Annotated in this window: 9 protein-coding genes, 1 pseudogene and 1 riboswitch; of the genes and pseudogenes, 4 read left to right on the top strand and 6 right to left on the bottom strand. The window is 67.2% G+C overall.

The annotated features are described in order from the left end of the window. Positions 1-268 precede the first annotated feature (268 nt). Both glgX and ACGFIV_RS27890 read right to left on the bottom strand, forming a co-directional pair. On the bottom strand, positions 269-2,392 hold the full coding sequence (gene glgX / locus ACGFIV_RS27885; protein WP_358554012.1) for a glycogen debranching protein GlgX: 2,124 nt from the start codon (positions 2,390-2,392) through the stop codon (positions 269-271). A 363-nt stretch (positions 2,393-2,755) separates the two neighbouring features. After that, positions 2,756-3,184, bottom strand: a complete 429-nt coding sequence (locus tag ACGFIV_RS27890) for an OsmC family protein (RefSeq protein WP_358554015.1) — start codon at positions 3,182-3,184, stop codon at positions 2,756-2,758. A 28-nt stretch (positions 3,185-3,212) separates the two neighbouring features. On the opposite strand from ACGFIV_RS27890, the gene ACGFIV_RS27895 reads away from it, so the two are divergent. Continuing rightward, the gene (locus ACGFIV_RS27895; RefSeq protein ID WP_392838143.1) at positions 3,213-3,476 is read left to right on the top strand and encodes a hypothetical protein; all 264 of its coding nucleotides are present in this window, start codon (positions 3,213-3,215) and stop codon (positions 3,474-3,476) included. 249 nt (positions 3,477-3,725) lie between these two features. Then, a pseudogene (locus tag ACGFIV_RS27900) lies at positions 3,726-3,959 on the top strand (hypothetical protein); the annotation flags it as partial. Positions 3,960-4,046: 87 nt separating this feature from the next. Here ACGFIV_RS27900 and ACGFIV_RS27905 read toward each other — a convergent pair. From ACGFIV_RS27905 to ACGFIV_RS27920, 4 genes are all read right to left on the bottom strand, one after another. Next, complete coding sequence (locus ACGFIV_RS27905; RefSeq protein ID WP_392838144.1) at positions 4,047-4,175, bottom strand: hypothetical protein; 129 nt, start codon at positions 4,173-4,175, stop codon at positions 4,047-4,049. Then, positions 4,172-5,317, bottom strand: a complete 1,146-nt coding sequence (locus ACGFIV_RS27910; RefSeq protein WP_392838145.1) for an agmatinase family protein — start codon at positions 5,315-5,317, stop codon at positions 4,172-4,174. The genes ACGFIV_RS27905 and ACGFIV_RS27910 overlap by 4 nt, the downstream gene beginning before the upstream one ends. A 48-nt stretch (positions 5,318-5,365) precedes the next feature. Beyond that, positions 5,366-5,467: riboswitch (guanidine-I (ykkC/yxkD leader) on the bottom strand. 299 nt (positions 5,468-5,766) lie between these two features. Continuing rightward, on the bottom strand, positions 5,767-6,963 hold the full coding sequence (locus ACGFIV_RS27915) for a cellulose binding domain-containing protein (protein ID WP_358554023.1): 1,197 nt from the start codon (positions 6,961-6,963) through the stop codon (positions 5,767-5,769). A gap of 305 nt (positions 6,964-7,268) precedes the next feature. Then, positions 7,269-9,662: an RICIN domain-containing protein gene (locus ACGFIV_RS27920; RefSeq protein WP_392838146.1), complete on the bottom strand. Its 2,394-nt coding sequence runs from the start codon at positions 9,660-9,662 to the stop codon at positions 7,269-7,271. An 850-nt stretch (positions 9,663-10,512) separates the two neighbouring features. Between ACGFIV_RS27920 and ACGFIV_RS27925 the strand changes: the two genes are divergently transcribed. Both ACGFIV_RS27925 and ACGFIV_RS27930 read left to right on the top strand, forming a co-directional pair. Continuing rightward, positions 10,513-12,093: a glycoside hydrolase family 27 protein gene (locus tag ACGFIV_RS27925; protein WP_392838147.1), complete on the top strand. Its 1,581-nt coding sequence runs from the start codon at positions 10,513-10,515 to the stop codon at positions 12,091-12,093. Between the two features lie 125 nt (positions 12,094-12,218). Then, positions 12,219-13,661 (top strand): arabinofuranosidase catalytic domain-containing protein, encoded by a 1,443-nt coding sequence (locus ACGFIV_RS27930; RefSeq protein ID WP_392838148.1) that lies wholly within the window; start codon positions 12,219-12,221, stop codon positions 13,659-13,661. Positions 13,662-14,026 lie beyond the last annotated feature (365 nt).

Raw genomic sequence — 14,026 nt, forward strand, 5'->3', positions numbered from 1 at the left:
GATCGGATGCACAAATTGGCCCGAGCACTTCTGGGCGTCACCTCGGGAAGAGTGAACAACCGCGTGAGCGAGATCCTCAATATGTCGCGAACGAATGCCGCCCCGGAGATACGGCAGGCTCGTGAACACCTGCGCGCGATGATCTCCCCCGCACCGCCGCCGAGCACGTGAAGGCCCCGTTTGGGGGTGTATGGGTTGGTGGGCAGGGGGCCCACCCGGATGGGTGACGGGTGGGCGTTTGCGGGTCTGTGAGGGTTCGTACGAGCCGTCAGCCTCGTGCTGTTGAGCGGAGGATCTGCATGGAGCGGTTGGTGACGGTGACGGGTTTGCCGGGTTCCAGGGTCTCGGCGGGGGGACGGTAGTCGTAGGGGCCCTCGTCGTTGGTGTCGAGGACGGGCTGCCAGCCCGGGCCGAACTCGTGACCCGGCAGGGTGAAGGTGATGTTCTCGTGGTGGCCGTTCACCAGCAGCAGGAACGAGTCGTCGCTGATGCGCTGCCCTCGGGGGCCGGGCTCGCTGATCGCCTCGCCGTTGAGGAACACGGCCATCGCCTTGCCGAAGCCGCTGTGCCAGTCGCCCGAGGTCATCTCCTTGCCGGACGGCGTGAGCCACACGATGTCGCGGACGTCGCCCTCCAGCATGCGCCCGAGGAAGAAGCGGCGGCGCCGGAAGACCGGGTGCTTCCTGCGGAACCTGGACAGGCCGCGGACGAAGCCGAGCAGGTCGGACTCGGACCGGACCAGTGACCAGTCGACCCAGGAGATCTCGTTGTCCTGGCAGTAGGCGTTGTTGTTGCCGTGCTGCGTACGGCCCAGCTCGTCGCCGTGGAGCAGCATCGGCACGCCCTGGGACACGAACAGGGTGGTCAGGAAGTTGCGACGCTGCCGGCGGCGCAGCGTCACGATCGCCGGGTCCTCGACCGGCCCCTCGGCGCCGCAGTTCCACGAGCGGTTGTCGTCGGTGCCGTCGCGGTTGTTCTCGGCGTTCGCCTCGTTGTGCTTGTGGTCGTACGAGACGAGGTCGGTCAGCGTGAAACCGTCGTGGCAGGTGACGAAGTTGATCGATGCGACCGGCCGGCGCCCGCTGGTGGCGTACAGGTCGGAGGAGCCCGTCAGGCGGGAGGCGAACTCGGGCAGCACCGATGGGCTGCCCTTCCAGAAGTCGCGGACGCTGTCACGGTACTTGCCGTTCCACTCGGTCCACAACGGCGGGAAGTTGCCCACCTGGTAGCCGCCGGGGCCGACGTCCCAGGGCTCGGCGATCAGCTTGACCTGCGAGATCACCGGGTCCTGCTGGATCAGGTCGAAGAACGAGGAGAGCCGGTCGACGTCGTGCAGCTCACGCGCGAGGGCGGCGGCCAGGTCGAACCGGAACCCGTCGACGTGCATCTCCATGACCCAGTAGCGCAGCGAGTCCATGATGAGCTGGAGCGCGTGGGGCGAACGGACGTTCAGGGAGTTGCCGCAGCCGGTGTAGTCGAGCATGAGGCGGCGGTCGGTGTCGAGCAGCCGGTAGTAGGACGCGTTGTCGATGCCCCGGTAGGCCAGCATGGGCCCCATGTGGTCGCCCTCGGCGGTGTGGTTGTAGACCACGTCGAGGATGACCTCGATGCCCGCCGCGTGAAGGCTCTTGACCATCGACTTGAACTCCGGCACCTGCCCGCCGCGCTGTCCCGCGCTCGAATAGGCGTTGTGCGGGGCCAGGAAGGAGATCGTGTTGTAGCCCCAGTAGTTGGTGAGCCCACGGGCGACCATCGCGTGCTCGGGCACGAACTGGTGCACCGGCATGAGCTCCACCGCCGTGACGCCCAGGCTGAGCAGGTGCTCGATCACCGAAGGGTGCGCGAGCCCCGCGTAGGTGCCGCGCTGCTCCTCCGGCACGTCCGGGTGGCACATGGTGAGCCCGCGCACGTGCGCCTCGTAGATCACGGTCTCGTGGTACGGCGTGCGGGGCGGGCGGTCGTTGCCCCAGTCGAAGAACGGGTTGACCACCACGTTCTTCGGCATGTGCGGCGCGCTGTCGTCGGTGTTGCGCTGCCCGGGGTCGGTGAACTGGTAGGAGAACAGCGACCGGTCCCAGCGCACGTCCCCCTCGACCGCCTTGGCGTAGGGGTCGAGCAGCAGCTTGCCGGGGTCGCAGTGGTGGCCCCTGGCGGGGTCGTACGGCCCGTGCACGCGGTAGCCGTACCGCTGGCCGGGCATGACGCCGGGGAGGTAGCCGTGCCAGACGAAACCGTCGACCTCGGGGAGATCGATGCGGGCCTCGTCGCCTGAGTCGTCGAAAAGGCAGAGCTCGACCCGCTCGGCGACCTCGGAGAAGATTGCGAAGCTCGTACCGGCTCCATCCCAGGTGGCGCCCAAGGGATACGGCTCTCCAGGCCAGACCTCACGCATGTAGCCTCATTGTGGTCGTGGGAACGGTCAGCGGTTGCAGCTTGATCGCGTCGTGTCTCCTGTCGTGACCCGGTGCCCCGTCAGCTCCTCTCTGGTCAGGGCTCCGTTGCCGCGTCCCTGGATGCTTACGTCCCGGCTCTACTGTCGATATTAGGGCCGCCGGTCTGATTTACCAGATCTTTCGGCACGCTAGGGGTACTGATCGCATAGACCCCGCCTCGCACCCGGCAGCGGGGCAATAAGCTACACGAAACCGATAAATTAGTATATAACACGCAAACAACGAGTAAACCGGGTAAGTCAGGCGTCGTGAACACAAAACGGCCCCCGTGTGACGTAGCACACGGGGGCCGGGACGGCTCGTCAGCCGATCAGCTCGGCGTTCAGCGTGATCGTGGTGCCCGACAGAGCCTTGCTGACCGGGCAGTTGGCCTTGGCGGTCTCGGCGGCGGTCTGGAAGTCCTCCGCGGAGATGCCGGCCACCTGCGCCCGTACGGACAGGACGATGCCCGTGATGCCCTCGCCCGGCTGGAAGGTCACGTCGGCCTTCGTCTCGACCTGCTGCGGCGGCGTGCCCGCCTGGGCGAGCCCGTGCGAGAGGGCCATCGAGAAGCATGAGGAGTGGGCCGCAGCGATGAGCTCCTCGGGGCTCGTCTTGCCGTTGGCCTGCTCGGCGCGCGAGGGCCACGAGACGTCGAACGTCCCGACCCCCGAGGTGTCGAGCGAGACCGTGCCCGAGCCGTCGAGCAGCGCGCCCTTCCACTGGGTCGTCGCGGTACGTGTCGTCGCCATTGCGATCATCCCTTCGATATCGAGATCCTTGCCAAGCCGAACCTACACGCGCGGCCGGTGCCCGCGGTGCTCGGCACCGCACCCCGCCGAGCCCATCACCCCGCCCGGCCACGTCCCGCTCCTACACCGCCCCCGAGATCATCCCGCCCCGCTCCCCAGACAGACCGGCGGCGAAGCCTTCGCCCACGCGCTCACCCAGCAGTCCTTCTACGAAACCATCACCACCGGACGCGGCCCCACCACCTGGGAGACCACCGTCACCGCCCGCATGCCCTACGCCAACTTGACCTGATGGTCCTATCGGCGGCAGCCCCCATCCTGATCATCCGGCGCATTCCCGAACCGACCGGCCGCATCCTGTTCCTGCTGTGACCCGCTGGTGTGACAGGTCGTTGTGACCGACTGTCCTGTCTCATGACTTACAAGTCGTTCTCCAGTACCGATCTCTAGCATCATCGGCGACCCTCGTGCCCGAAGGGGCGAAGCGGACGAAGACCGGTACGGCCCAGGCGCGTGAGCGACAAGGAGAAGAGAGATCGTGATGGAGTCCGAGGCAGGCCAGGCGATCGCCGTCACGCGGATCACCAAGTGGTTGGAGGACGGATGGACCTACCTCGACCTGTCCGGTCTCCGGCTGAGCACGGTGCCCGAGCCACTCGCCCAGTGCACCGCCCTCGAAGGGCTCGGCCTGAGCGGCAATCAGTTGACCGCGCTGCCAGAGTCCCTGGGGAACCTCACCGACCTCACCCGCCTGTTCCTGCGCGGCAATCAGTTGACCGCGCTGCCCGAGTCCTTGAGGAAGTTCCCCGATGCCGCCGGGTTCGGCCCCGACGGTCGCCAACCGATCGCGGTCCCGCACTTCCTACGCACGGGCCGTAGGCGTGGCGGTCTCCTCGGAGGCGCAGGCGGTGCTCAGGACGAGCAGGACGGCGGCGGGCAGGACGAGGCGGCTGAGTGTCGTGCGGCTGAGTATCACGCGGCTGTGTCTCATGCGGCTCCCCCCTCGGGCTTCGTGGGCGGCGCGGTGCGCTTCGGGAGGTGGCCGGCGCGGACGAGGCACCCGAGGGTGTCGCAGATGACGCGGGTCGCGATGAGCGCGGTGATCTCGGCGTTGTCGTACGGCGGGGCGCACTCGACGACCTCGATGCCGGCGAGCGGCCGGGCGTCGGCGATGAGCTGGATGAACTTCAGGACCTCGCGGGGGAGGAAGCCGCCGGGCTCGGGCCAGCCCGTGCCGGGCACGAACGCAGCGTCCAGGCAGTCGACGTCGAACGACAGCCAGACGGCCTCCGCGCCGTCCCAGGCGACCTCAAGGGCGCGCTCCGCGGCGGCCTCGATGCCCATCTCGACGCAGTCGGTGACCGTCATGATGGTCGTGCCGCGATCCCTGCCGACCTTCACCCCTGGACGGGGCGCCTGCCAGCCGCCGATGCCGATCTGCACGAGGTTCTTCGCCGGCACGTTGGGGATGTCGGTCGCGTGGAACCACGGCGTGGTGTGCATCCGCTCGTCGAGGTCGGTCTCCTGCGTGTCGACATGCCGATCGAAGTGAATGATGCCGACATTTCCGGAAACGTGCTCAGCGATGCCGCGTACGGTCGGATAGCCGATCGAATGGTCGCCACCCAGCACCACCGGGAAGGCCCCGCTGGCGTAGACGTGCGACACCGCCTTGCTGATCTGGTCGAACGTCTTCTCGATGTTCGCCGGGATGGTGAAGACGTCCCCGAGGTCGGCGATCGTGATCGACTCCCGCAGGTCCACGCCCAGCTCGAAGCTGTACGGCCCGTACAGCGCCGAGATCTTGCGGATGCCCTGCGGGCCGAACCGCGTCCCGGAGCGGTAGGTGGTGCCGCCGTCGAACGGGGCGCCGAGCACCGCCACGTCGTACTCGCCGCAGCGCCGCACGTCCTCGACGTACGGGGCCTTGAGGAAGGTGTTGATCCCGGCGAAGTGGGGGAGCTCTCCCCGCGAGAAGGTCGGGATGGTCCGGTCGACGATCGAGTCCGCGCCCGGCAGGCCGTACTCAAGACCGCGCTCGATCTCACGCTGGTGCATGGTCGTGGGAAGCCCGGCCTCGCGTTCGACGGCGTAGCGTGCCTCGGGTCCGTAATTGTCGTGAAGGTGACCCACGGCACTCCCTTTTGAGAACGCCTCACTCAGGAGGCAGCCGACATGACTGTCTCCCGGGTTTTTGTCCCGCCGTGGAACGGCCTAGGCCGCCTGCACCTCTTGGACCAGCCCCTCCCGGGGCGGGAGGGCGGAACCCTAGGTGCGCCTCACCGCGAGCCGGTGAGTCCCCTTCATGACAATGCCAGGCTGTTTCCTCCCCGTTTCCCGGCCGTAGCGGCTCGGTGACGTACTACGCACACAAGGCCCCGAAGTGCGGTCCCGCGCTCAGCGCAGCAGTCGGCAGCACGCCCTCGCCGGTCTCACCCCGGTCGCCTTGTCGGTGGCCCGGCCTCGGGACCACGCTCGCCCATCCCGTACAGCCTCCTGGCACCGCGTACGTCCCGCGGCACCCCGGCTCGTGACGAGGGTGCCGCGGCCGCGAGTCCGGCGCGTCGCGCGCCGTCATCGGGTCAGGAGGCGCTGCAGGAAAGGGCGGGAGTGGCCGCCGTGCCGTTGGCGGTGAATCCGAACGTGGTGGTGCCGTTGGTCGCGATCGAGCCGTTGTAGGACTCGTTGCGGACGGTCACGTTGGCTCCGGAGCCGGAGCGGACGCCGTTCCACAGGCTGCTGATCGTCTGCCCGCCGGGCCAGGTCCAGTCGACCGTCCAGCCACTGATGGCGCTGTTGCCGGCGCGGACGGTGACGGTGGACTGGAAGCCGCCGGACCAGGAGTTCACCGTCTCGATCGTGGCCGCGCATCCACCGGGTACGGGCGTCGGCGTCGGCGTGGGGGTGGGCGTCGGGCTGGGGGAGGGGGTGCTCCCGAACTGAGAGAAGAACTTCCACACCTCTCCCTTGGTCCAGGTCGTTATGCCGCTCTCCGTGTAGGTCCCGTCCACGGGACCGGGCATGTGACCGTTGTCGAACGCGGCCCAGACCACCGGGTATCCAGACCGGCACCCCGAGTAGGCGGTGACGATGTGCGTCCGGCTGCCCGTACTCGGCTCCGGCGGGTTCTGCGGGGTGCAGCCGTTGTTCCGGACGAACGTGTCACGCAGCGACCGTCCCTGAGAGATGTTGAGCACGGTGTCCCCGATGCCGTGCAGCCCCATGTACGCGATGGGCTGAGTGCCGCCGCCGCATCCGCTGAGCTGCGCGCCGGAGAAGACCGCGACCGCACGGAAGACCGTCGCCCGCGAGCACGCGAGCGAGTAGCTCATACCGCCGCCGTAGCTGAAACCCGTGGCGAAGCGCTGCGAGGTGTCGACACAGAGGTCTGTCTCGATCCGCTTGATCATGTCGTCGACGAACACGACGTCCTCGCCGTTGGCGTTGGCCCAGCCGTTGTTGAAGCCCTGGGGCGCGACGAAAATCGCACCGTTGTTCGAAAGTTGTCGCAGTCCGTAGAAGGACCAGGGGTACCCGCTGGTCCCGCCCGAGTCGACCTCGGTGGCGGTGCCGCCCAGCCAGTGGAACCCGAAGATCAGCCGGTAGGGGGTGTTGTTGTTGTAGTTGTCCGGAATCCTCAGGATGAAAGAGCGGTTCTTACCGCTGGTCTGAATCGACTGCGTACCGCTCCTCAGCGTCGGGGTCTTGCCGCATCCGGCGGTCGCCGCAAGGGCGCCTGCCCCCGTGGACGCCGTGGGTGCGCCAAGGTCGCTGCTCATTGCCGCACGACCTGTGGCCAGAACGAGGAGTGCCGCGAGCGCGATTGCTCCAAAGGTGGATCTGTGCCTCATCATTACGCAACTCCATTTGAGCTTTGGATTTCGGCATGTCTGGATATTGGACTCTTTGGTTCTCCTACGTCAGAGGTGGAACCCACGATCTGTTAGCGATAACATTCTGTGCGGTGTGGAGTGCTCCTCTCTTCTGGCTGGCTGGAGGTGATGGTGCGGCGGAGCAAGGAAGTGAAATGCGCTGAACCTTCGCGGAGGCGGCATGGCCACCCCCGCGAAAGGTGTGCGTAATGTCAACTACGGGACCACTTCTGGTTTGTCCCGCCATTGCAGGTCCACAGGACGATGGGGGTGCCGTTGGCGGTGCCGGCGCCGTTGGCGTCGAGGCACAGGCCCGACTGGACGTTGGTCACCGTGCCGTCGGCGTTGAGGTTCCATTGCTGGTTGGCCCCGTTGTCGCAGTCCCAGATGACGGCCCTGGTGCCGGGGCTGGTGCCGCCGCCCTCGGCGTCCAGGCACTTGCCGCCGTACACCTGGAGCTGTTTGGCGGAGGTGAGGTTCCACTGCTGGTTGGCGCCGCCGTTGCAGTCCCACAGGGCCACCTGGGTGCCGTTGGTCTGCGACTGGTTGGGCACGTCGACGCAGCGGCTGGAGGCCTGCCCGCGTAGCACGCCGCCGGTGCCGCCACCCTGGCCTGGGATGATCGTGAGGTTGTCGAACTGGGCGGTCTCGGTCGTGCCGGTGCCGACGCCGACCTGGCCCGCGCCGTAGGAGCCGTCGGTGACCGAGCCGACCTGGGTTCCGTCGATCGAGGCCGTGATGGTGCCGCCGGAGAACCCGAGCGCGAGGGTGTGCCAGCGGCCGGTGCCGAGCGCGGCGACCGTGCCGCTGCGCAGTGTCGTGAGGGCGGCATCGGTGGTGTTGCGCTGGATCTGCCAGGCGCCGGTTTCGGTGACCCGCAGATAGTAGGCGTTCAGCCCGGCAGGGCCGAAGCTGCGCTGGGTGCCTGCCCGGCCGACCAACTGGACATAGCCGCTCTGCTCCAGCAGCACATCGGTGGAGACCGTGTAGGTGTTCCAGCTCAGGTCGCCGAGGAGTGCGTAAGGATCGGAGCCACCGGTCCACAGGATCGGCTGACGCGGGGCCATCTGGCGTACGCACCGGCCGGTCCGCCCGCCGCCGCAGGCGACGACCTCGAAGGAGCCCTGCTGGTCCATGAGGTACTTCGCCTCCCGGCCCACGGCGTAGGAGTCGAAGTTGTCGGAGTACGGCAGTGCGAGCGAGCCGCGGGCGGGGCTGGTGGCGGTGCCCTTGCCCTGGCCGGTGGTGGTGGTGATCGAGTACACGTAGCCAGGCTGGACCGTCAGCGAGAACGCGCCACCCGAGGGGGTGAGGTCGGCGGTGTGGACCAGGTAGTCGGAGAAGTTGCCGGAGTTGACGTTGCTCGCCCAGACGTGCACCTGCCCGGTGGACAGGCCGCCGGTGGTGGAGAAGTTCAGCGTCTGGGCGACGGTGGCGTCCATCGTCTCGATGATCGTGCTGTAGTCCGAGGTGGTGGGGGACTTCAGCGACACATAGCTGCCGTTGTTGCGGTTGCCGCCGATGTAGCCGGAAGAGGTGTCCAGGTACTTCCAGCCCGGCGCGGTGAACTGGGAGGTGTGAGCCATCACCCAGGCGTTCTTGCCGATGGAGTAGTACCCCGACCACGGCTGCGGCGCGACGGCCACACCCATCGTGGCGAACGGGAGGTTCGGGGTGATCGCCGCGATGACCGGCCAGTTGATGTAGGCGGTCATCTTGCCGTCGATGTAGTCCCGGTTGATGCCCCTCGCGAGCGCCTTGCCGCCGTCGTTGTAGTCGTCAGAGCCGTTCTCGCTCGCCCACAATGTCTTGCCGGAGTTGATGGCGGTCGTCGAGCTTGGGCACTGCGACTGGGCGCCGCGGTAGCCGCACACGTAGTGGCCGCCGAAGACGTCGACGGCGTTCCGGAAGGCGGTGTTGTTCGCCGCGTCGTCGGCCACGCCGAAGCCCCAGTCGTCCGAGGCGACGATCTTCACGTTGCCGAACCCGCGGGAGTCCAGCGCCGTGTTCAGGTTGACGTACCAGTTGAGATCGCGGCCTTTCTCGTTCCACCCGCCCAGGTAGTCGATGGTCAGCCCGTGGCTGTTCTTGGCGCAGCTCAGCCAGTCGACCAGGTAGTTGATGGTGTCCTGCGACCAGAAGTTGCCGTTGCCCAGCCATCCCGGCGCACCCCAGGACAGACCCACCAGCTTGATGCCGGGGTTGCGCGCCTTGGCCTGCTCCATCAGCCACCACTCGTAACCCCGGTTGCAGTCGAGGTCACCGGAGGTGTGCCGGTGGCTCGGCTCGGCACCGCTCGTGGAGTTCGTGTCCCCGCCGATCTCCACCTTGAGGATCTGCATCGCCGCGCCGTACCCCGGCTTGAACAGATAATCGAGGATCTGAGCCCGCTGCGGCTCGGGGTAGTCGATCAGCAGGCGGCTGTTGCCCCCGCCACCGCTGATGGCGCCCACACCATCGAACGTCCGGCCGGCGGAACCGCCGTTGATCGTGATCCCTACGGCCGCCTGTGAGGACGGCACGCCGACCAGGGACATCACGGCCGCCAGCAGTGCGGCCACGACAAGCGCGGTCACGCGTGCCCGGTTGTCTCTTCCCCGGCTCATGGGTCCCTCCATTTGGTCATGGGGCTGGATTGGATAGATCGCGATGAGCGAACACATCCGAGTAGTGCGAGCGGCCCTGGGAGGTCCGCCGCGGGTGGCGGCACGGACGGCGGGGACGTGGCCGCAGGCCGGTGGCGTGCCTGGGGCCGTCACCGCCGGCAACCGAGCCTCGGAGTGGTCGCCGAATCCCGCTGTGAGACTCGGTCTCCCTCAACTGATGTGAGCGCTAACAATCAGTAGTCTCGGCGTTTACCTCTCTTCGTCGACTGATTGGAGGTGGTGTGCAGCGGAGCAAATACGACGCTCCACTGCCTTGTCAAGGGACGGTCTTTCCGTCCCTGCCGTGCCTTGTGTGTCGAAGGCACGCTCGTTTGCTCTTACCAGGGTCGGGGCGCACTCCTGACAGGGTCTGTTCGTGATGAAACATTCATCGACCGGCGATGGCGATATTGCCTCATCGGGGCCGATGGGGCCACTTCGGCAGGCTGAAGAATCGGGCGGAGGGGAGCAGGAGACTTGACGGTTCTCGTTGCTTCGTATTTGCTCCGCCACACAACCACTCGGCCCGGCCCACGCGGAGGGGAGCGTTCGATCCATCAATTTAATGTTAGCGCTAACAATTCATCCATCCCCCTGGCCGGCCGCGCGACCCCCGGAGACCACGGGTGGAGTACGACATGAACGGTGGACGTGGCTATGTGGGGGGTCTGGGGCGTCGTTCCGGGCCGGCAGGCCCGCTTCCCGACAGCACATCGACGGAGCCGACTTCACCCGCTCAGCCCGGCATTCACCTCCGTGTATCTCTGTGACACCTAGTAGCTAGAGGAATCAGATGCGCAGAATCCTAGGAATGGCACTGGCAGCCGTACTGGCCGCGGGGTCCATGGTCGCGATCGCCGGTGAGACGTCGCCGGTCGCCGCTCTGGACAACGGTCTGGCCCGCACGCCCCAGATGGGCTGGAACGACTGGAACAGCTTCGGCTGCAACGTCAACGACGGTCTGGTCCGGCAGAGCGCGGACGCCATGGTCTCCAGCGGCATGGCGGCGGCGGGCTACACCTACGTCAACATCGACGACTGCTGGTCCACCAAGAGCCGGAATTCCAGTGGGGACCTGGTCGCCGACCCGCAGAAGTTCCCGAGCGGCATCAAGGCCGTCGCAGACTACGTCCACTCCAAGGGGTTGAAGCTCGGCATCTACTCGTCGGCCGGGACCACCACCTGCGCGGGCTACCCGGCGAGCCTTGGTAACGAGCGGAGGGACGCGGCCCTTTGGGCGTCCTGGGGGATCGACTACCTCAAGTACGACAACTGCGGCGACCACCAGGGGAAGAACGGGCAGCAGCGGTACTCGGCCATGCGGGACGCGCTGGCCGCGACCGGACGTCCTATCGTGTACAGCCTGTGCAACTGGGGGCAGGAGAGCGTGTGGACCTGGGGTATGCCCGTGGGCAACTCCTGGCGCAACACGGGTGACATCGGGTCGAACTGGAACTCGATCATGGGCATCCTGGATCAGCAGGTCGGGCTCGACGGGTATTCGGGTCCGGGCGGCTGGAACGACCCCGACATGCTGGAGGTCGGCGTCGGCTCTGTGACGGGGACCGAGGGCAGGGCGCACTTCAGCCTGTGGTCGCTGCTGAACGCGCCGCTCATCGCCGGAAACGACATCCGCACGATGAGCGCCGACACCCGCACGATCCTCACCAACACCGAGGTCATCGCGGTCAACCAGGACTGGGGAGGCAGGCAGGGCTACAAGATCAGCGACAACGGGAACCTGGAGGTCTGGCGCAAGCCGATGTCCAACGGCTCGGCCGCGGTCGTGCTGCTCAACCGGAGCACTTCGACCGCGACGGTCTCCACCACCGCCTCCGCCCTGGGGCTGGGGTCCGCGTCCTCCTATTCGGTGCGCGACCTGTGGGCGCACACGACGACCTCCTCCTCCGCGACGATCAGCGCGTCGGTACCAGGGCATGGGGCGGCCATGTACATCGTGAGCGGAGGAGGAACCCCCAGCCCCAGCCCGACGCCGACTGCTCCGGGTACAGGCGCGATCAAGGGCGCGGGCTCGGGCAGGTGCCTGGACGTCACGGGTTCCTCTCAGGCCAACGGTACGCAGGCGCAGATCTGGGACTGCAACGGCCAGGCCAACCAGCAGTGGACGCCGAACGCCTCCGGTGAGCTGCGGGTCTACGGCAACAAGTGCCTGGATGTGTACAACCGGGGCACCGCCGACGGTACGAACGTGATCATCTGGGACTGCAACGGGCAGAACAACCAGCAGTGGCGGTTCAACACCGATGGCACCATCACCGCCGTCGGCGCGAACAAGTGCCTGGACGTGCCCGACAACGCCACGGCCAACGGCACCAAACTCATCATCTGGTCCTGCAACGGTGGAGCGAACCAGCGCTGGACCCGCACCTGACCCCTCACACGCACCTTCGCGGGGGCGGCCGTGCGGCCTCCGCGAAGGCGTCCATCATGTCGGCCGCGCGACAGTGTTAGCGCTAACGGGCACTCGGCACTTCGTAGGACAACCCGGGAGTACTCATGAAGATCCCCCGCGTCCGGCTCTGGCTCTCCGCCGTGGCCGCCGCACTGGTGGCCGCGGTCGGCGCGGCCGGCCCGCTGGCCACGACCGCCGCCAATGCCGCGGCCGGATGCCGCGTCGAGTACACGGTGAGCAGTCAATGGCAGGGTGGTTTCGGTGCGAACGTGAACATCACCAATCTCGGTGACCCGGTCAGCGGGTGGCGGCTGACGTGGTCGTTCGCTGCCGGACAGACGGTCACCCAGCTGTGGAACGGCTCGGTGACCCAGTCAGGGGCCCAGGTCACGGTCACCAACGTCACCTACAACGGGACGCTGGCCACCGGGGCGAGCACGGCCTTCGGCTTCAACGGCACATGGAACGGCAGCAACCCGGTGCCAGGGAGCTTCGCCCTGAACGGCACCAGTTGCACCGGCGGCGTGACCACCTCGCCCAGCCCTTCGCCCAGCACGTCTCCGAGCTCCTCGCCCTCATCGTCTCCGGGCGGCGGGTCGCTGCCGTGTGACATCTACGCTTCGGGTGGCACGCCGTGTATCGCCGCGCACAGCACGGTGCGGGCGCTCTACGGTTCCTACAACGGCAACCTCTACCAGGTCAGGCGCTCGTCCGACAACACGACCAGGAACATCGGGGTGCTGAGCGCGGGCGGCTCCGCCAACGCCGCGGCCCAGGACTCCTTCTGCGCCGGCACGTCCTGTGTCACCACCGTCATCTACGACCAATCCGGCCGTGGCAACAACCTGGCCTACCAAGGGTCCGGTGGAGTCGGTGGCGCCGCGAGCCCCGCGAGCGCGACCACGGAAACGCTGACGGTGGGGGGCAGCAAGGCCTACTCGCTGTACATCAACCCGGGCAACAGCTACTGGAGGGACGGCCACCTGACGGGCGTGCCGACCGGCGCCTCGCCCGAAGGGATGTACATGGTGACCAGCGGCACGCACGTCAACAGCGGCTGCTGCTTCGACTACGGCAACAGCGAGACCACCAGGAGAGCAGACGGTGCGGGCGCCATGGACGCGATCTACTTCGGCACGAGCTGCTGGTTCGGCGGGTGCTCCGGATCCGGCCCGTGGGTCCAGGCCGACCTCGAATGGGGGCTCTACCCGGGCGGAAGCCAGTCGTGGAACCCGAACCAGAGGGCCTTCACGAGCAAGTTCGTCACGGCGATGCTGAAGAACAACGGGACGTCGCGATTCGCGATCAAGGGCGGCAACGCCCAGTCCGGCGGCATGACCACGTTGTGGGACGGCGGGCTTCCGAGCGGATACAGCCCCATGAAGAAGCAGGGGGCCATCATCCTGGGAAGCGGCGGTGACTGCTGCATCGACAACAGGAACCAGAGCGCGGGGACGTTCTACGAAGGAGCCATGGTCTCTGGCTACCCGTCCGACGCCACCGAGAACGCCGTGCAGGCCAACATCACCGCCGTCGGCTACCGCTAGGCCGCTACGGATCGCCCGGTTCGCGGTGACGGTCACTTCGCCCTGGAAGCCGCCGGGCCAGGAGTTGGTCACCTTGTACGCCGCCGTGCAGCCCTGTCCGTAGGGCGAGGGTGAGGGCGAGACCGTCGGCGACGGGCTGGGGGACGGAGAGGGTGACGGGCTGGGCCCGCCTCCGGCCGCTTTCAGCGTCCGGTGCGGCGGGACCCGCCGCACCGGAGGCACCCTCCCCAGGATCGAAGTGCACACCTTGTTCGGACCACCCTGGCTCAACTAGTGTCGTGCACCTGAAATCTGTCGGATAATTTCTTATTCTGATGTGTATGAGGCATCCAGGTCCGTCTGCGGTACCGATCGAGTTAACCGAT

The organism is Sphaerisporangium sp. NPDC049003, assembly GCF_043197795.1.
Lineage (GTDB): Bacteria > Actinomycetota > Actinomycetes > Streptosporangiales > Streptosporangiaceae > Sphaerisporangium.

Coding starts and splice junctions, on each gene's coding strand:
- glgX (WP_358554012.1), bottom strand. CDS start 2,392: ATGCGTGAGGTCTGGCCTGGAGAGCCGTATCCCTTGGGCGCCACCTGG.
- ACGFIV_RS27920 (WP_392838146.1), bottom strand. CDS start 9,662: ATGAGCCGGGGAAGAGACAACCGGGCACGCGTGACCGCGCTTGTCGTG.
- ACGFIV_RS27905 (WP_392838144.1), bottom strand. CDS start 4,175: ATGAGACACAGCCGCGTGATACTCAGCCGCACGACACTCAGCCGCCTC.
- ACGFIV_RS27915 (WP_358554023.1), bottom strand. CDS start 6,963: ATGAGCAGCGACCTTGGCGCACCCACGGCGTCCACGGGGGCAGGCGCC.
- ACGFIV_RS27930 (WP_392838148.1), top strand. CDS start 12,219: ATGAAGATCCCCCGCGTCCGGCTCTGGCTCTCCGCCGTGGCCGCCGCA.
- ACGFIV_RS27925 (WP_392838147.1), top strand. CDS start 10,513: ATGGCACTGGCAGCCGTACTGGCCGCGGGGTCCATGGTCGCGATCGCC.
- ACGFIV_RS27890 (WP_358554015.1), bottom strand. CDS start 3,184: ATGGCGACGACACGTACCGCGACGACCCAGTGGAAGGGCGCGCTGCTC.